Below are 16,304 nucleotides of genomic sequence, written 5' to 3'. Positions count from 1 at the left end.
CCGTGCGTTCCAGAGGATAGCACGGCTTGCTGCAATTTGGCTTGGGTAATTAACCGAGTTTAGCGCGAACTAAACCACTGACTTTACCCATATCTGCACGCCCTTGAATTTGAGGCTTAAGCACGCCCATTACTTTACCCATGTCTTGCATGCCCGCAGCACCTGAATCAGCAATAGCACTCTCAATAAGTGCCGCCACTTCTTCATCAGTTAGCGGTTGAGGCATAAAGTCCTCAAGTACAGCAATCTCAGCTTGCTCAGCATCGGCAAGATCTTGACGACCTGCGGATTCAAATTGAGCGACAGAGTCGCGACGTTGTTTAACCATTTTCGTCAATACAGCGAGAATATCGTCGTCGCCCAGAGTAATCTGTTCGTCAACTTCACGTTGCTTGATCGCGGAAAGAGCTAAACGAATAGTGCCAAGGCGCAGTTTATCCTTGGCTTTCATCGCTAATTTTTGCTCTTCTTTGAGAGTATCAATCAGAGCCATAACTAGAATCCTTTTGGACTTAGTTATTAGTACAGGCGAACGCGACGAGCGTTTTCGCGAGCTAGCTTCTTAGCGTGACGCTTTTGAGCCGCTGCTTTAGCGCGTTTGCGAACTGTAGTTGGCTTTTCGTAGTGCTCACGACGACGCACTTCAGAAAGGATACCTGCTTTTTCGCAAGAGCGTTTGAAACGACGTAGAGCAACGTCGAACGGTTCGTTTTCACGTACTTTAACTACTGGCATATGCCTTTCACCTCAGGGGTTATTCGTTAATGCTGACTTCACAGTACCGAGCTTTAATGCTGGCCTATAATCAGCTTGATCAAAAATGGTGCGGAATTTTAATCCGATCACATAGGCTTTGTAAAGCCCTTTGTCGTCTATTCAGTATACAAAATTTGTTTGCGAAGCCAAGCCGAGGTAAGATTGCGCCAATTTTGAATCAGAGATTAAGACACTTAGGTTAAACCATGCGCATTATTGGTATTGAAACCTCATGTGATGAAACAGGCATCGCGATTTATGACGATGAGAACGGCCTGCTTTCTCATAAGCTATATAGTCAGGTCAAACTGCATGCTGATTACGGTGGTGTGGTTCCTGAGCTTGCTTCACGAGATCATGTTAAGAAGACGATTCCATTGATTAAAGCGGCAATGGCGGAAGCTAACCTGTCGCCAAAAGATATCGATGGTGTGGCATATACGGCTGGGCCAGGATTAGTGGGCGCGTTATTGGTTGGCGCTACTATTGGTCGCAGCTTGGCATATGCTTGGGGTGTCCCCGCAGTGCCAGTTCACCATATGGAAGGCCACCTCCTTGCCCCTATGTTGGAAGATAATCCTCCACCTTTCCCATTTGTGGCGGTATTGGTTTCTGGTGGTCACTCAATGATGGTCGAAGTGAACGGGATTGGTGAATATAAGATTCTCGGTGAGTCTATCGATGACGCCGCAGGGGAAGCATTTGATAAAACAGCTAAACTGATGGGGTTGGATTATCCAGGTGGTCCACTGCTTTCTAAGTTAGCTGAAAAAGGCATGCCAGGGCGCTTTAAATTCCCACGCCCAATGACGGACCGACCAGGCTTAGACATGAGCTTCTCTGGCCTGAAAACGTTTACGGCGAATACTATTGCCGCAAATGGTGATGATGAACAAACACGTGCGGATATTGCTTTGGCATTCGAAGAAGCGGTATGCGCGACATTAACGATTAAGTGTAAGAGAGCGCTAGAGCAAACTGGCTTTAAACGTATTGTCATTGCGGGTGGCGTCAGTGCCAATCGTCGTTTACGTGCTGACCTAGAACAACTTGCGCAGAAAATTGGTGGTGAGGTTTATTATCCACGTACTGAGTTTTGCACTGATAACGGTGCGATGATTGCCTACGCGGGTATGCAACGACTTAAAAATGGAGAGCTGGCTGACCTGTCTGTACAAGCAACACCTCGATGGCCTATTGATCAGCTAGAACCCATCGCTTAATTTGTTTTCTATATGTAAGTACAAGGCCGCTCTTGAGAGTTGGCCTTTCTTTTTTGGCTGACAGAGAAAACATCCGAGGTGTTAATTTTGTCATTAATGATATTCTTGGATTTTATAAATATAAATAATGGAAAGAGCCATGAATAAATTTGCGGTAGATGGCCATCAAATGGCGTATCAGGATATTGGTCAAGGCCCTGTTATCGTATTTGGTCACAGTTACTTGTGGGATAGTCAAATGTGGGCTCCCCAAGTAGACGTATTAAGTCAAAGTTATCGATGCATAGTGCCCGATTTTTGGGCGCATGGTGAATCAGACTTTGCCCCATCCTCTACTTCCTCACTTGTGGACTACGCAAAGCAAATTATTGCATTGATGGATCATTTAGATGTCGAGGAATTCTCTATCATTGGTCTTTCTGTTGGTGGTATGTGGGGCAGTGAGGTGGTTAATTTAGTGCCTGAGCGTGTTAAATCTCTGGTTATGATGGATACGTTTGTCGGTTTAGAACCAGAAGTGACCCACAAGAAATACTTCACTATGCTGGAAACGATCTCGGCTGCACAGATGGTGCCAGAACCTATCATTGATAGTGTAACACCGATGTTTTTCGCTCGAAATGCGGAGCAGGAATCCCCTGATTTAGTGGCTGCTTTTCGAAAGAGGTTATCCAACCTAAAAGGACAGCAGGCAGCGGAAGTTGCACGTATGGGACGCATGGTGTTTGGTCGTCGAGACCAAATCGAAGATATTGAAAAGTTTGCGTTACCTGTATTGATCGCTGTCGGTCAGGAGGATATTCCCCGCCCGGTACTCGAATCGTATTTAATGAATGACTGCATTTCAGGCTCAGAGCTGATTCAGGTGCCGAAGGCTGGCCATATTGCTAACCTAGAGCAGCCAGAATTTGTCACTGCAATGCTGCGGAACTTCCTAGCGAAAGTATACCTCTAAACTCTAAGGCCTCATTCAGAGGCCTTATCTAAATCTTTCTTTTTCTCACCGACTTTAGGTTCCGTTCCTTCAACTAATCGTCTGATATTTTGATGATGCCTAAACACAATAAGGCAACACAACATAGCGACTGGTAAGGTGTATTGAGGTTTGATCATCCACGTATATAAAGGGGCCAGTAATACCGTGATGATAGCGGCAAGAGAGGAATAGCGAAAAACCAATGCGACTAATAACCATGTCACGATGATCATTGCGGTTAAATCAAAGCCTATCGGGGCTATTGCTCCAAGCGCAGTCGCGACACCTTTCCCTCCTTTAAAATGGAAAAAAATCGGATACATATGGCCTAAGCAGGCAGCGATCGCAATCACACCAAGAATGATAGGGTCGATATTGAGGAAATATCCTCCCCAAACAGGAATGGTTCCTTTGAGCATATCGCAAAGCAAGACCGAAGCGGCGGCCTTCTTATTTCCGATTCTTAATACATTGGTTGCTCCGGGATTATGAGAACCTACCCCCCTAGGGTCAGGTAACCGAAGTAAACGACAGATCAATACGGCACTCGAGATCGAGCCTAGTAGGTAGGCAAAAATGATCATGACAAGTGCTAGTGGAGTCATATTGAAGTTACTCGTTATTTAGAGATGTTAGCTAGGCAAGTAATTGATATCATATCGTGCTTAGAATACTCAAACTACCAACTGAGTGGTGTTTGAGATAAAAATAGTACGACTTTTTACCTGATTTGGGTATCCGACCTCTAAAGGAAGCAAAGCGCATGGATAAAGTATTTATCGAGCAGTTAGAAGTGATCACGACTATCGGCGTTTATGACTGGGAACAGGAAATCAAACAAAAACTGGTTCTGGATATTGAAATGGCTCATGACAACCAGCCCGCAGGGAAAAGTGATGACGTTGCTGATGCACTAGATTATGCGCAAGTGAGTTCGGCTGTTTTGTCTCATATTGAATCTGGTCGTTTTTTACTGGTAGAACGGGTTGCGGAAGAAGTTGCCCATCTCATTATGACTCAATTTAGTGTGCCATGGGTTAAGATTCGCCTGACCAAGCCTGGTGCGGTTCCTCAGGCATCTGGTGTGGGTGTCGTGATTGAGCGAGGCCAAGCATGAACACGACATACATTGGCGTTGGTTCCAATGTAGACAGGCATAAACACATTGAGGCAGCTATCAGAGAGTTATCCCTACTCGGTCAAAATCTACGCTTATCAACTATTTATGAATGCGAAGCGGTTGGGTTTGAAGGAGAGGCGTTTTTTAATCTTGTCGTAGAAATGCAAACCTCATTAGATTTATTGGAATTTGCACGACAACTGCGTCAAATTGAGCTCAAATGGGGGCGAGAAGAAAATGCGAAGAAATTTGAGCCGCGAACCGTTGATCTCGACATCATCTTGTTCGGCCAGAATATCTCTGAGCATTCGCCAGAGCTTCCTCGCAGTGATATCTACAATTACGGGTTTGTGATTGAACCACTGAATGAACTGTGCGCTGATCTTTGTGTTCCGGGAGATGGTCGCACGATCCACCAAATCTGGCTTGAATCTTCTTACCCAGAAACCTTAAACAAAGTTGAACTCTGGTTTAATAACTAAGCATAATTGAGTATCTAATGAGTTATTTTGAAGCTTTTATCCTTGCCTTAATTCAAGGGCTTACCGAATTTTTACCGATTTCCAGCTCGGCACACTTAATTTTACCATCGGCCATTTTGGGCTGGGACGATCAGGGGTTGGCATTTGATGTAGCTGTTCATGTCGGCACATTAGCCGCAGTGATGATCTACTTTCGCAGCGAAGTGGTGGCATTGTTGTCAGCATTTTTTGCTTCGATCTTTAAAGGGGATCGTAGTAAAGAAGCTAAGCTGGCATGGATGATCATTCTAGCCACCATACCTGCGTGTGTGTTTGGTTTGCTAATGAAAGACTTTATAGAATTGTATCTGCGCAGTGCTTGGGTGATTGCGACCACCACCATCGTTTTTGGTTTATTGCTATGGTATGTCGATAAACATTCAAACCTCGCGGATGATGAGTATCAGGCAGATTGGAAGAAAGCATTGTTTATCGGTGTTGCTCAAGCCCTTGCCATGATTCCAGGCACTTCTCGTTCTGGCGCGACAATCACGGCAGCATTGTACTTAGGCTTTACCCGTGAAGCGGCCGCAAGATTTTCTTTCCTCATGTCTATCCCTATCATTTTATTGGCTGGTGGTTACTTAGGTCTGAAATTGGTGAGCAGTGGCGACCCTATTCATTTAGGTGTTCTGTTAACAGGAATCGTAACATCGTTTATCAGTGCCTATATCTGTATTCACTTATTCCTGAAGTTGATTTCACGAATGGGGATGACTCCTTTCGTCATTTATCGACTCATCCTTGGCTTTGGTTTATTTGCTTTCTTGCTTATGCAGTAATTGCAGATAATAATCAGTATCTTCGCCAAGACCACGTGGCCTAATCTCGCCTGAAAAGCGACATTGTGGTATATAGGTGGTCTTTCTCTACCTCTTATTCTTAGAATATTTTATGCGGATTTTTGCCCTAACCTTACTTCTTTTATTAGGCTGGCTACAGTACACACTGTGGCTGGGGAAAAATGGCATTTCTGAATTTCAGTCGGTCAATGCTGAAATAGAAGTTCAGCATCAAGTGAATGGACATTTGCAAAACCGAAATAATGAAATGTTCGCTGAAATAGATGACCTACGCCAAGGGCTTGACGCCATAGAGGAACGCGCGCGTCATGAATTAGGCATGGTCAAAGAAGGTGAGACGTTTTACCGCATTGTCGGAGATGAACACTAGTCATGACACAATCGAGTTTCTCTATAGTCGCTATTGTTCCAGCGGCGGGTGTAGGCAGTCGTATGCAGGCTGACCGCCCAAAACAGTACCTCACTATTAATGGTAAAGCCGTTCTTGAGCATACGGTTGAGAAGTTACTGCAACATCCTAAGGTAAGTACGGTTATCGTATCGATTACTGATGGTGATCCATATTTCCCATTGCTAGCTATTGCTCAAAAACCTCAGGTGATAAAAGTGGCTGGAGGAAAAGAGCGAGCTGATTCCGTGTTGTCGGGGCTAAAGTTTGTTCATGAGCATCGGCTTGCTGATTGGGTGATGGTACACGATGCCGCCAGACCATGCGTAAAACAGCAAGATTTAGACAAGTTAATTGATGTGTCTTTACAACACCCTGTGGGCGGGATTCTTGCCTCACCGGTCAGAGACACAATGAAAAGAGCAAACAGAGATCAAAACATTGATCATACTGTAGATAGAGAAGCACTGTGGCATGCACTGACTCCACAAATGTTTAAAACTGAGCAACTGACCACTGTGTTAGAGGAGGCGCTTTCACGAGGTGCCACCATCACTGACGAGGCCTCGGCCCTAGAGTGGTCCGGGCAATCTCCAGCTTTGGTTCAGGGCTCGGCAGACAATATAAAAATTACACAGCCCGAAGATCTAGCGCTCGCAGAGTTTTATCTCAATCGTAATAAAGGATAAATGATGATTCGTATTGGTCATGGCTTCGATGTCCATAAATTTGGTGGTGAAGGCCCGGTAATTATTGGTGGCGTTTCAGTACCCTACGAGCAAGGTTTGATTGCTCACTCTGATGGTGATGTTGCCTTGCATGCATTGTGCGATGCGTTGCTAGGGGCAATTGCTGCAGGTGATATTGGGCGGCATTTTCCAGATACTGATGATGAATGGAAAGGGGCTAATAGCCGGGATTTGCTTCGCGATGTGTACCGCCGAGTTAAAGAGCAAGGTTACATCCTAGGTAATGCCGACGTCACTATTATGGCTCAGGCTCCGAAAATGGCGCCTCATATTGACGCAATGTGTGAGGTTATCGCTCAAGATTTAGAAACTGACATCAGTAATGTAAACGTCAAAGCAACAACGACGGAGCGCCTTGGCTTTACTGGCCGTAAAGAAGGGATCGCGACGGAAGCCGTTGTACTCCTTATCAAACCACAATAAATCATGACGCCTTGGGAGTGAAAGCTTAGGGCGTAACGGTAATACTATGACTGATATTTTATCTTCCCTCGTTTATCTAAATGGCAAGCCTAAAGCAACAGGTAAGCTAAAAGCCAAGCCACAGCACTTTCAGGTTATTGAAAACTTGGGTTTTGCTTTTTCTGGTGAGGGAGAGCACTTGATGGTGCGAATCCGTAAAACAGGTGAAAACACCAGCTTTGTGGCAAATGAACTTGCTAAAGTGTGCGGCGTCAAATCAAAAGATGTCAGTTGGGCCGGGCTTAAAGATCGACATGCTGTGACGGAACAGTGGTTGAGTGTCCATTTGCCTAAAGGTGAGACACCTGACTTTAGTGCGTTTCTTGCTCAGTACCCCACTATCGAGATTCTTGAGACTTGTCGGCACAACAAAAAACTGCGTCCAGGAGATCTAGTAGGAAATGAGTTTATCATTACTCTGACGGAAGTGAGTGAGGTTGACGATGTTCTCAAGCGGTTAGAGTTAGTTGGCCAGTACGGCGCACCGAACTACTTTGGTAGCCAGCGTTTTGGGCACGACGGGAATAACTTGAGTGAAGCTCGACGTTGGGGGCGCGACAATGTTCGAACCCGTAATCAGAATAAGCGCAGCCTATATCTTTCAGCTGCTCGTTCATGGATATTTAATACCATTGTTTCTGCTCGTATTGAGCAAGAGTTGTTTAATCAGGTAATTGAAGGGGATTGCCTGCAAGCGCCTGAAGGAATCATGAGTGCAACCTCAGAGATGCTGGTGGAGTTAAATGAGAAGGTTGAAAAAGGAGCCCTACAGATCACGGCGGCAATGGCTGGTGATAATGCTTTACCCACAAAAGCTAAGGCTCTAGAACTTGAGCTACCTCACCTAGAGGCAGAACCGGATTTGATGGCTCTGATTCGCGGAAATCGTATGCGTCATAACCGTCGTAACATAGCTCTGAAACCTCAAAACTTGACGTGGAAGGCAGAGCATGACGCGATCACCTTACGTTTTTCATTAGATGCGGGTTGTTTTGCGACCGCAATTATCCGCGAGTTGATCCAAGAACTGGAAGTGGAGCGCAGTTACGAATGAGCGAGAAAGCACTAAAAATCCTGCTCAGTAATGATGATGGTGTGCATGCCGAAGGGATTCATGCTTTGGCTGATGCTTTGAGAGATTTGGCTGATATTACTATCGTTGCCCCAGACAGGAATCGCTCCGGTGCATCAAACTCACTTACGCTCGAGCAGCCTTTGCGAGTAAAAGTGCTTTCGGAAGGAGTCTACTCTGTTCAGGGAACCCCAACCGATTGTGTGCACTTTGCGTTGAATGAGCTTATGAAAGATGATCTGCCAGATTTGGTTTTAACAGGCATTAATCATGGGGCGAATTTAGGGGATGATGTGTTGTACTCTGGAACGGTGGCAGCTGCGATGGAAGGCCATTTTTTAGGGGTTCAATCGATCGCATTTTCATTGGTGGGTAAAACGCATTTTTCTACAGCAGCCCAAATTGCCCGTCAAATTGTCAAACAGCATCTATCGTCACCTATCCCTACTAATCGATTGTTAAATGTCAATATTCCGGATCTTCCACTTGAAGATGTGAAAGAAATCAGTGTGACTCGTTTAGGTGCGCGTCATCACGCTGAGGCGATGATCAAGCAGCAAGATCCACGAGGGCATGATATTTATTGGTTAGGGCCTCCTGGGAAGGAGCAAGATGCTGGGGAAGGGACGGACTTTTATGCTATTGAACAAGGCTTGGTTTCTCTGACCCCGTTGCAAGTTGATCTGACGGCACATGAGTCGTTACGCAGTATGGATAATTGGTTAAAGGACGAATAAGAATGACGAATCCCCATGCCGACCGATTGATTGACTTTTTGGTCGCCAGCGGCATTAAGGATCAAAGGGTGATCAACGCGATTTATACCGTACCGAGAGAACGTTTTGTATCTCAGGCTATGATGCACCAAGCTTATGACAACAATGCGCTACCAATTGGTCAAGGGCAGACTATCTCTCAACCGTACATTGTGGCAAAGATGACAGAAATGCTTGAACTTAGCCAGACAAGTCAAGTCTTGGAGGTTGGGACTGGATCGGGCTATCAAACTGCGGTGTTGGCTCAGTTAGTGGATCACGTGTATTCGATCGAGCGTATTAAATCGCTTCAATGGGAGGCAAAGCGCCGCCTTAAGCAACTGGATATCTATAATGTTTCAACTAAGCATGGAGACGGTTGGCAAGGTTGGGCCGCAAAAGGGCCATTTGATGCGATCATTGTCACTGCTGCGGCCGCTTCAGTTCCACCAGTGTTGCTTGAGCAGTTGGTTGAAGGTGGAATACTGGTGATTCCCGTCGGCGAGGATGTCCAAAAGTTACTCAAAATTACTCGCCAGAATAATGAATTTTTATCTCAAATTATTGAGGATGTGCGTTTTGTTCCCCTCATTGCTGGTGAACTCGCTTAACTATGATGCAGTGGTCTAAGTTTTTTCCTGTTGTGGCTGTGAGTAGCATATTAATCGGATGCGCTGCTCATTCCCCAGCGCCAGTTTCAGGCTTAAACAAAGACTACAGCTCGATTTCCCGTGGGAGCTATCGAGGCAGTTACTACCAAGTCAAGAAAGGTGACACGCTTTACTTTATTGCGTACGTCACAGATAAAGATGTAAAAGATATCATTCGTTACAATGGTTTAACTAAGCCTTATACCATTTTTCCAGGCCAAAAATTGAAACTTTGGCAGCCTGCGTATAACCCGCCAGCGTATGGTGGTACTGGTGCGGGTACGGTATCCCTACCTGTGGCTGTTGCCGTAGCTTCAACTCCCTCTGTAAATTCGAGTAAAAACTCGAATCAATCAGTTAGCAACAAGGGCGCACAAAGTAAACCGAGTGTGGCCAAAAAAGAACCAATTAAGAAGGTTGATCAATCAAAATCAAAGGAGTATGTTGGTTCTAAAAGTAAACAAAACGTTAACAAACCAGTCAGTGGTCCTAAACCAAAGAATGAGAAAATTTCTCGATGGTTATGGCCAACTAAAGGGAGGGTAATCAAAAACTTCTCAGCTGGAGACCAAGGGAATAAAGGCATCGACATTGCAGGACAGCGAGGTCAGCCGATATCGTCTACAGCTAGTGGCACCGTTGTATATTCGGGTAATGCACTGCGCGGTTATGGTAATCTTGTGATTATCAAACATAACGATAACTACCTCAGTGCTTATGCGCACAATGAACGGTTGCTCGTACACGAAGGACAAAGTGTAAAAGCAGGCCAGAAAATCGCAACAATGGGCAGTTCTGGAACCAACAGTGTTCGTCTACACTTTGAAATTCGCTATCAAGGTAAGTCGGTGAATCCAAAACGCTACTTACCCTAATACTTTATAGGTATATAGCGACATTAGAAGTAGTAATGTCTTGCTAGCTCGCCAGGGGGAGGCGCTATGAGTATCAGCAATGCAGCAACGAAAGTCGAAGAGTTTGAGCTTGGACCTACAATGGAATCGATTCAAGCAAGCGAACAGACTACTACCAACCGCACCCAATCTGAGGACGCCAAAGAGGAATTTGACGCTTCCACAAAGAGTCTGGATGCCACCCAACTTTACTTAGGGGAAATCGGTTTTTCTCCGCTACTCACCGCAGAAGAAGAAGTGTTGTACGCTCGCCGTGCCTTAAGGGGCGATGAAGCTGCGCGTAAACGTATGATTGAAAGTAACCTTCGTCTAGTAGTAAAAATATCTCGTCGATATAGCAATCGTGGTCTTGCCTTACTCGATTTAATTGAAGAGGGCAACCTTGGATTGATCCGAGCGGTTGAGAAGTTTGATCCTGAAAGAGGTTTCCGATTTTCCACTTACGCCACATGGTGGATTCGTCAGACTATTGAACGTGCCCTGATGAATCAGACTCGTACCATTCGTTTGCCAATTCATGTTGTCAAAGAGCTCAATATTTATTTGCGTACTGCTCGAGAGCTATCACAAAAGCTCGACCATGAACCAACGGCAGAAGAGATTGCATCACAGCTGGATAAGCCTGTTGACGATGTCAGTAAGATGCTACGCCTCAACGAACGCATTAGCTCCGTTGATACACCGATTGGTGGTGATGGTGAGAAAGCGCTTCTGGACATTATTCCAGATGTAAATAACTCGGACCCAGAAGTATCCACTCAAGATGATGATATTAAGTCTTCATTGATCCACTGGTTAGATGAGCTCAATCCGAAGCAGAAAGAAGTACTGGCTCGTCGATTTGGACTACTAGGGTATGAACCCTCTACCTTGGAAGAAGTGGGACGAGAAATCAATTTAACTCGTGAACGCGTTCGCCAGATCCAAGTCGAAGGCTTACGCCGCTTGAGAGAGATCCTGATAAAACAGGGGCTGAATATGGAAAATCTATTCAGTATAAACGAAGAGTAAATTCTTAAGTGAAGACAAAGCCTTGGCAGTGCCAAGGCTTTATTATTTTGTAGCGTGCTATCTATTGGTAATTAGCTTTCTTTAACACTACTTGGAAAAACTTTGACTAGCTTAATACGGTTTTCTTCCAGTTCGACAATTTCCATCGGATGCCCCGATACCTGAACACTCAAGTGGCTTTCAGGAATATCTTCTAGGTGTTCTAGAATCAAGCCATTTAATGTTCTTGGTCCGTCGGTCGGTAATTTCCACATCAGACCTTTGTTAATATCTCGAATGTTGGCGCTGCCTTCGATCAGGAAACTGCCATCGCCTTGGGGCGTGATTTCATCGGAGAGGCTTGGAGCAATGGACGTAGTAAACTCACCTACGATTTCTTCCAGAATATCTTCTAGAGTGATCAAGCCGATGATGTCGCCATATTCGTTAACGATCAGGCCAATGCGTTCTTTATTGCGCTGGAATTTAAGTAGCTGAATATTGAGTGGTGTCCCTTCTGGAATGAAGTACACTTCGTCAGCGGCTCTCAGTAGTGTTTCTTTATTAAACTCGTTCTTTTCCAGCATTAAGCGATAAGATTCTCGTAAGCGTAGCATGCCAACGACTTCGTCAATCTGATCTCGGTAAAGCACGACTCGGCCATGAGGTGAGTGGGTGAGCTGACGAACAATAGATTTCCAGTCGTCATTAATATCAATACCGGTAATCTCGTTTCTTGGCACCATGATGTCATTCACAGTCACATGCTCAAGGTCGAGTATTGAGATCAACATATCTTGGTGACGCCTCGGGATCAGACTACCTGCTTCATTGACCACAGTGCGCAGTTCTTCTGAACTCAGGTGATCATCACCACTATGGTTCGCTCGAATCCCAAGTAAACGGATAAAACCATTGGTAATGAAGTTTACTAACATCACTAGGGGTGAAAGTAGCCTCATCAAAATACTGAGTAAAATACTGCTGGCATAGGAGACTCGCTCAGGATAGAGCGCTGCCAGTGTTTTTGGGGTGACTTCTGCAAAGACGAGAATCACCATAGTTAGAGCACCAGTGGCAATTGCCACACCGATATCACCGTATAAGCGCATACCAAGAATGGTGGCGATGGCAGAGGCGAGAATGTTGACTAAGTTATTGCCAATCAGAATTAAACCAATCAAACGATCTGGGCGATCTAAGAGTTTCTCGACTCGCTTAGCACCTTTATGTCCATGATTTGCAAGGTGCTTTAGGCGATAGCGATTCAGGGCCATCATACCAGTCTCTGAACCTGAGAAATATCCTGAAATAACAATCAGACACGCGAGTAGCGCAAACAAGATACCCGTTGATATGTCGTCCAAAACTTATCTTTTCCTTTTGATGTTTGATTAATTTATGACCTAACTAAAGCGCCAAGTCAATCTCAGGTTGCGGGCGAAGTATTGTAAAAGAAAGGTGCACTGTATGCACCTTTGAATATCAATTAGTTAAGAATGATCTCACGAACAAAGCGACTACCGAAGTAAGCTAGCGTCAATAAGGTTGCACCTGCTACGGCAAACCATGTGACTTTACGACCACGCCAGCCCTTTTGATAATGCCCCCAAAGCAGTATCGAGTACACTACCCACGCAATAAACGACAAGATGCCTTTGTGTGCTTTTCCTTGAGCAAACATATCCTGCACAAACACAAAACCCGTTATTAGCGTTCCCGTTAAAAGCAAGTTACCGACAAGGATGATGTTAAACAATTGTCGCTCAACCATCAGAAGTGGTGGTAAGTTCGGGTTGATCACTAAAGCTTTTTTCGCTTTAAGTTTATGATCTAACCATGCCAGCTGTAGGGCGTATAATGCGCCTATGGTTAGCGTTGAATAGGAAAACAACGCTAAAGAAATGTGGATCAGTAATTTAGGATCTTGTTCTAAGTGAGTAATAAAGGTGCTTGGCAAGAAGGCCGCGGCAGATAGGTTAATCGCTGCAAAGCTATATACAACAGGAAGTAAGAACCACAAACGTGTTCTAAGCATAGCTAGACTTAGGACCAGAGAAATAATAAAGCTAATCAATGAGGCGACATTGAGAATGCTAAGGTTCTGTCCTGAACCCTCAATAATCAGATCACTTAATAGCCAAGCATGAAAAGCGAGCGCTAAGAATGCACTGATAAAGACAGTTTTGGCTCGGATCCCTGTTTGATGTACAAGGCCTGGTACTATGGTTGCGATTGCTAAAAAATAGAGCACAGCAGCAGCAACGGCGATTAAGTTATCCATTCTTCTCTTAAAGATCGGGTGAATTTTTAACAAATTATACCCTGCATCAACAGCTTGGGCTATGACTTATCTCCCTGATTTGTGTCTCATCAGAGATCAAATGTTATCGCGGCAGTGCAAAGGGTGGGCTGGCTAAGGTATACTCACAATAATTTGTCGTCATTTTAGGGCGACTACACTGTGAGTCGCTCAGGTAAAGAGACTAAGATGTTTGAGAATTTAACGGATCGATTATCCAAAACGCTGAAGAACATCAGCGGTAAAGGTCGTTTGACCGAAGACAATATAAAAGACACGTTACGCGAAGTGCGTATGGCGCTGCTTGAAGCGGATGTCGCTCTTCCGGTTGTACGTGATTTTGTCAAACGCGTTAAAGAAGGCGCGGTGGGTGTTGAGGTTTCTAAATCTTTAACGCCAGGCCAAGAGTTCATAAAGATTGTTCAATCTGAACTTGAAGCCGTTATGGGCGAATCTAACGAAGCGTTAAACCTTGCTGCACAGCCACCAGCTGTCATTTTGATGGCGGGTCTGCAAGGCGCGGGTAAGACTACATCGGTGGGTAAGCTCTCTAAGCTACTTAAAGAAAGAGATAAGAAGAAAGTTCTTGTAGTCTCTGCGGACGTTTATCGCCCGGCGGCGATTAAACAGCTAGAAACACTGGCTTCAGACATTGGTGTCGACTTTTTCCCATCTTCTCCTGACCAAAAGCCGATTGATATTGCCAATGCGGCCATTGATCATGCGAAGAAGAAATTTTATGACGTTCTTCTTGTCGATACTGCGGGTCGCCTGGCTATTGATGAGCAGATGATGGGGGAGATACAAGATCTTCACACCGCCATCGACCCAGTTGAAACCCTATTTGTTGTGGATGCAATGACAGGTCAGGATGCCGCCAATACAGCGAAAGCGTTTGGTGATGCACTACCACTGACGGGGGTAATTCTAACCAAAGTCGATGGTGATGCGCGTGGTGGTGCAGCACTTTCGGTGCGTCATATCACAGGTAAACCAATTAAGTTCTTGGGTGTCGGCGAGAAAACCGATGCACTAGAACCATTCCACCCAGATCGTGTTGCTTCTCGTATCCTAGGCATGGGAGATGTGCTTTCTCTTATTGAAGACCTTCAGCGTAATGTTGATACCGAGAAAGCAGAAAAACTGGCGAAGAAGTTCAAAGAGAAGAAAGGTTTCGACCTTGAAGACTTCCGTGAACAACTTGGTCAGATGCAGAACATGGGCGGCATGATGGGCATGATGGATAAGCTGCCAGGCATGAGCAATTTGCCAGACAACGTCAAAGATAAAGTCGATGACAAGATGTTTAAGCAAATGGAAGCCATCATTAACTCAATGACCATGAAAGAACGTCAACGTCCTGAATTGATCAAGGGATCACGTAAGAAGCGTATTGCTGCGGGCTCGGGTACTCAAGTTCAAGATGTCAATCGCCTGTTAAAGCAGTTCACTCAGATGCAGAAGATGATGAAGAAAATGCAGAAGGGTGGCATGAAAGGCATGATGCGCAACATGCAAGGCATGATGGGTGGCATGGGCGGCGGTGGCTTCAACCCATTTGGTCGTTAAGCTAAGTCATCGGCAATATTTCAAGGTGTTAGCTGAGTCACAAACTTAAATACCATTTTATGTTGGTGAAAAAGTAGCTAAAGACCTTGCATTGCTCCGGAATAAGAGTAAAATTCCGGAGCTTTATTTTGGCACGAGACCCCAAACTGTTTTTTGTTAAGCGGTTCCTGGGGTTAATTTTATTTTTGAGAAAGCAAAGAGGACGACATGGTAACCATTCGTTTGGCACGTCACGGCGCTAAGAAGCGTCCATTTTATCAAATCGTAGTAGCGGACAGCCGCAATGCTGCAACTGGCCGTTTCATCGAGAAAGTGGGTTTCTTCAACCCAACGGCTAAAGGTCAAGAAGAAGGTCTACGTCTAGACCTAGATCGCGTTAACCACTGGGTTGGTCAAGGCGCATCTCTATCTGACCGCGTAGCTAAGCTAGTTAAAGACGCTCAAAAAGCGGCTTAATTCTTAATTTAAGAAGTAGTAATTAGCTTATGTCGATGAAAGGTAATGAAACAATGAGCAGCGAGAAGATCGTTGTAGGTAAGTTTGGTGCTACTTACGGCATTCGTGGCTGGCTTAAAGTTTTTTCCTACACAGACAATACCGAAAGCATATTTGATTACACACCTTGGTTTATTAACCAGAAAGGTGAGTGGGTTGAGCGAAAAGTAGAAAGCTGGAAGCGCCATAACAAAGGTTTGGTGGTAAAGCTGGAAGGTCTGGACGTGCGCGAAGACGCGCAATTACTGACTAACTTTGAAATCGCAATTGACCCTGCGGTACTGCCAGAATTGCCAGAAGATGAGTTCTACTGGCGTGATTTGATTGGAATGCAGGTTGTAACTGATAAAGGTTATGACTTAGGCACTGTCTCTGACATGCTGGAAACGGGTTCCAACGATGTTTTGGTGGTTAAAGCAAATTTGAAAGATGCTTTTGGGCAAAAGGAACGATTAATTCCGTTCCTTGAAGAGCAAGTGATCAAGTTGATTGATCGTGAAGCTCAACGGATCGAAGTTGACTGGGATCCTGGATTCTAACTCCAAGTAACGGAGCGATT

General features: G+C 45.0%; 21 protein-coding genes. 16 read left to right on the top strand and 5 right to left on the bottom strand.

Going from position 1 to position 16,304, the window contains the following annotated elements; translation table 11 throughout:
* Positions 1 to 49: 49 nt before the first annotated feature.
* Both L1D31_RS14720 and rpsU read right to left on the bottom strand, forming a co-directional pair.
* Positions 50 to 493, bottom strand: coding sequence for a GatB/YqeY domain-containing protein (locus tag L1D31_RS14720; RefSeq protein WP_019277505.1), 444 nt, complete (start codon positions 491 to 493; stop codon positions 50 to 52).
* Positions 494 to 519: 26 nt separating this feature from the next.
* Entirely contained in the window at positions 520 to 735 is a 216-nt protein-coding gene (gene rpsU, locus L1D31_RS14715) for a 30S ribosomal protein S21 (protein WP_001145625.1), read from the bottom strand.
* Between the two features lie 227 nt (positions 736 to 962).
* Here rpsU and tsaD point away from each other — a divergent pair, with 227 nt between their 5' ends.
* Together tsaD and L1D31_RS14705 are read left to right on the top strand one after the other, a co-directional pair.
* Positions 963 to 1,979: a tRNA (adenosine(37)-N6)-threonylcarbamoyltransferase complex transferase subunit TsaD gene (gene tsaD / locus L1D31_RS14710; protein WP_239837838.1), complete on the top strand. Its 1,017-nt coding sequence runs from the start codon at positions 963 to 965 to the stop codon at positions 1,977 to 1,979.
* A 139-nt stretch (positions 1,980 to 2,118) separates the two neighbouring features.
* Complete coding sequence (locus tag L1D31_RS14705) at positions 2,119 to 2,934, top strand: alpha/beta fold hydrolase (RefSeq protein ID WP_239837837.1); 816 nt, start codon at positions 2,119 to 2,121, stop codon at positions 2,932 to 2,934.
* 11 nt (positions 2,935 to 2,945) lie between these two features.
* On the opposite strand, the gene plsY is transcribed toward L1D31_RS14705, so the two are convergent.
* Entirely contained in the window at positions 2,946 to 3,560 is a 615-nt protein-coding gene (plsY, locus tag L1D31_RS14700) for a glycerol-3-phosphate 1-O-acyltransferase PlsY (protein ID WP_239837836.1), read from the bottom strand.
* Between the two features lie 158 nt (positions 3,561 to 3,718).
* Between plsY and folB the strand changes: the two genes are divergently transcribed.
* The 11 genes from folB (at position 3,719) to rpoS (ending at position 11,400) form a co-directional block, all read left to right on the top strand.
* Entirely contained in the window at positions 3,719 to 4,072 is a 354-nt protein-coding gene (gene folB / locus L1D31_RS14695; RefSeq protein WP_239837835.1) for a bifunctional dihydroneopterin aldolase/7,8-dihydroneopterin epimerase, read from the top strand.
* The gene (gene folK, locus L1D31_RS14690) at positions 4,069 to 4,557 is read left to right on the top strand and encodes a 2-amino-4-hydroxy-6-hydroxymethyldihydropteridine diphosphokinase (RefSeq protein WP_239837834.1); all 489 of its coding nucleotides are present in this window, start codon (positions 4,069 to 4,071) and stop codon (positions 4,555 to 4,557) included. Before folB ends, folK begins: the two co-directional genes overlap by 4 nt.
* A gap of 17 nt (positions 4,558 to 4,574) precedes the next feature.
* Positions 4,575 to 5,378 carry an undecaprenyl-diphosphate phosphatase gene (locus L1D31_RS14685; protein ID WP_239837833.1) on the top strand — a complete coding sequence of 268 codons (804 nt, stop codon included), beginning with the start codon at positions 4,575 to 4,577 and terminating at the stop codon, positions 5,376 to 5,378.
* A gap of 112 nt (positions 5,379 to 5,490) precedes the next feature.
* The gene (ftsB, locus tag L1D31_RS14680) at positions 5,491 to 5,769 is read left to right on the top strand and encodes a cell division protein FtsB (protein ID WP_239837832.1); all 279 of its coding nucleotides are present in this window, start codon (positions 5,491 to 5,493) and stop codon (positions 5,767 to 5,769) included.
* A gap of 2 nt (positions 5,770 to 5,771) precedes the next feature.
* Positions 5,772 to 6,476, top strand: a complete 705-nt coding sequence (gene ispD, locus L1D31_RS14675; protein ID WP_239837831.1) for a 2-C-methyl-D-erythritol 4-phosphate cytidylyltransferase — start codon at positions 5,772 to 5,774, stop codon at positions 6,474 to 6,476.
* Between the two features lie 3 nt (positions 6,477 to 6,479).
* Complete coding sequence (ispF, locus tag L1D31_RS14670; protein ID WP_239837862.1) at positions 6,480 to 6,959, top strand: 2-C-methyl-D-erythritol 2,4-cyclodiphosphate synthase; 480 nt, start codon at positions 6,480 to 6,482, stop codon at positions 6,957 to 6,959.
* Between the two features lie 46 nt (positions 6,960 to 7,005).
* Positions 7,006 to 8,052, top strand: a complete 1,047-nt coding sequence (truD, locus tag L1D31_RS14665) for a tRNA pseudouridine(13) synthase TruD (protein WP_239837830.1) — start codon at positions 7,006 to 7,008, stop codon at positions 8,050 to 8,052.
* Positions 8,049 to 8,807, top strand: a complete 759-nt coding sequence (gene surE, locus L1D31_RS14660; RefSeq protein WP_239837829.1) for a 5'/3'-nucleotidase SurE — start codon at positions 8,049 to 8,051, stop codon at positions 8,805 to 8,807. The genes truD and surE overlap by 4 nt, the downstream gene beginning before the upstream one ends.
* A 2-nt stretch (positions 8,808 to 8,809) precedes the next feature.
* Positions 8,810 to 9,436: a protein-L-isoaspartate(D-aspartate) O-methyltransferase gene (locus tag L1D31_RS14655; protein WP_239837828.1), complete on the top strand. Its 627-nt coding sequence runs from the start codon at positions 8,810 to 8,812 to the stop codon at positions 9,434 to 9,436.
* A 2-nt stretch (positions 9,437 to 9,438) separates the two neighbouring features.
* Positions 9,439 to 10,350 (top strand): murein hydrolase activator NlpD, encoded by a 912-nt coding sequence (gene nlpD, locus L1D31_RS14650; RefSeq protein WP_239837827.1) that lies wholly within the window; start codon positions 9,439 to 9,441, stop codon positions 10,348 to 10,350.
* A gap of 66 nt (positions 10,351 to 10,416) precedes the next feature.
* A complete protein-coding gene (gene rpoS / locus L1D31_RS14645; RefSeq protein ID WP_239837826.1) occupies positions 10,417 to 11,400 on the top strand; it encodes an RNA polymerase sigma factor RpoS in 984 nt (327 codons plus the stop codon).
* A gap of 71 nt (positions 11,401 to 11,471) precedes the next feature.
* Here the strand turns inward: rpoS and L1D31_RS14640 are convergent, their stop codons facing one another.
* Both L1D31_RS14640 and L1D31_RS14635 read right to left on the bottom strand, forming a co-directional pair.
* Positions 11,472 to 12,746, bottom strand: coding sequence for a CNNM domain-containing protein (locus L1D31_RS14640; protein WP_239837825.1), 1,275 nt, complete (start codon positions 12,744 to 12,746; stop codon positions 11,472 to 11,474).
* Positions 12,747 to 12,868: 122 nt separating this feature from the next.
* Positions 12,869 to 13,663: an inner membrane protein YpjD gene (locus L1D31_RS14635; protein WP_239837824.1), complete on the bottom strand. Its 795-nt coding sequence runs from the start codon at positions 13,661 to 13,663 to the stop codon at positions 12,869 to 12,871.
* Positions 13,664 to 13,870: 207 nt separating this feature from the next.
* Here L1D31_RS14635 and ffh point away from each other — a divergent pair, with 207 nt between their 5' ends.
* From ffh to rimM, 3 genes are all read left to right on the top strand, one after another.
* A complete protein-coding gene (gene ffh, locus L1D31_RS14630; protein ID WP_239837823.1) occupies positions 13,871 to 15,250 on the top strand; it encodes a signal recognition particle protein in 1,380 nt (459 codons plus the stop codon).
* A 207-nt stretch (positions 15,251 to 15,457) separates the two neighbouring features.
* Complete coding sequence (rpsP, locus tag L1D31_RS14625; protein ID WP_005438039.1) at positions 15,458 to 15,706, top strand: 30S ribosomal protein S16; 249 nt, start codon at positions 15,458 to 15,460, stop codon at positions 15,704 to 15,706.
* A 29-nt stretch (positions 15,707 to 15,735) separates the two neighbouring features.
* The gene (gene rimM, locus L1D31_RS14620; RefSeq protein ID WP_239837822.1) at positions 15,736 to 16,284 is read left to right on the top strand and encodes a ribosome maturation factor RimM; all 549 of its coding nucleotides are present in this window, start codon (positions 15,736 to 15,738) and stop codon (positions 16,282 to 16,284) included.
* The last annotated feature ends 20 nt before the right edge of the window (positions 16,285 to 16,304 follow it).

Source organism: Vibrio sp. Isolate23, from assembly GCF_022398095.1.
GTDB lineage: Bacteria > Pseudomonadota > Gammaproteobacteria > Enterobacterales > Vibrionaceae > Vibrio > Vibrio coralliilyticus_A.
This window is presented reverse-complemented; position numbering and strand designations above follow the sequence as displayed.

Bases quoted from the DNA above. Each gene is read 5' to 3' on its own strand.
- L1D31_RS14720 (WP_019277505.1), bottom strand. From the start codon at position 493: ATGGCTCTGATTGATACTCTCAAAGAAGAGCAAAAATTAGCGATGAAA.
- rpsU (WP_001145625.1), bottom strand. From the start codon at position 735: ATGCCAGTAGTTAAAGTACGTGAAAACGAACCGTTCGACGTTGCTCTA.
- tsaD (WP_239837838.1), top strand. From the start codon at position 963: ATGCGCATTATTGGTATTGAAACCTCATGTGATGAAACAGGCATCGCG.
- L1D31_RS14705 (WP_239837837.1), top strand. From the start codon at position 2,119: ATGAATAAATTTGCGGTAGATGGCCATCAAATGGCGTATCAGGATATT.
- plsY (WP_239837836.1), bottom strand. From the start codon at position 3,560: ATGACTCCACTAGCACTTGTCATGATCATTTTTGCCTACCTACTAGGC.
- folB (WP_239837835.1), top strand. From the start codon at position 3,719: ATGGATAAAGTATTTATCGAGCAGTTAGAAGTGATCACGACTATCGGC.
- folK (WP_239837834.1), top strand. From the start codon at position 4,069: ATGAACACGACATACATTGGCGTTGGTTCCAATGTAGACAGGCATAAA.
- L1D31_RS14685 (WP_239837833.1), top strand. From the start codon at position 4,575: ATGAGTTATTTTGAAGCTTTTATCCTTGCCTTAATTCAAGGGCTTACC.
- ftsB (WP_239837832.1), top strand. From the start codon at position 5,491: ATGCGGATTTTTGCCCTAACCTTACTTCTTTTATTAGGCTGGCTACAG.
- ispD (WP_239837831.1), top strand. From the start codon at position 5,772: ATGACACAATCGAGTTTCTCTATAGTCGCTATTGTTCCAGCGGCGGGT.
- ispF (WP_239837862.1), top strand. From the start codon at position 6,480: ATGATTCGTATTGGTCATGGCTTCGATGTCCATAAATTTGGTGGTGAA.
- truD (WP_239837830.1), top strand. From the start codon at position 7,006: ATGACTGATATTTTATCTTCCCTCGTTTATCTAAATGGCAAGCCTAAA.
- surE (WP_239837829.1), top strand. From the start codon at position 8,049: ATGAGCGAGAAAGCACTAAAAATCCTGCTCAGTAATGATGATGGTGTG.
- L1D31_RS14655 (WP_239837828.1), top strand. From the start codon at position 8,810: ATGACGAATCCCCATGCCGACCGATTGATTGACTTTTTGGTCGCCAGC.
- nlpD (WP_239837827.1), top strand. From the start codon at position 9,439: ATGATGCAGTGGTCTAAGTTTTTTCCTGTTGTGGCTGTGAGTAGCATA.
- rpoS (WP_239837826.1), top strand. From the start codon at position 10,417: ATGAGTATCAGCAATGCAGCAACGAAAGTCGAAGAGTTTGAGCTTGGA.
- L1D31_RS14635 (WP_239837824.1), bottom strand. From the start codon at position 13,663: ATGGATAACTTAATCGCCGTTGCTGCTGCTGTGCTCTATTTTTTAGCA.
- ffh (WP_239837823.1), top strand. From the start codon at position 13,871: ATGTTTGAGAATTTAACGGATCGATTATCCAAAACGCTGAAGAACATC.
- rpsP (WP_005438039.1), top strand. From the start codon at position 15,458: ATGGTAACCATTCGTTTGGCACGTCACGGCGCTAAGAAGCGTCCATTT.
- rimM (WP_239837822.1), top strand. From the start codon at position 15,736: ATGTCGATGAAAGGTAATGAAACAATGAGCAGCGAGAAGATCGTTGTA.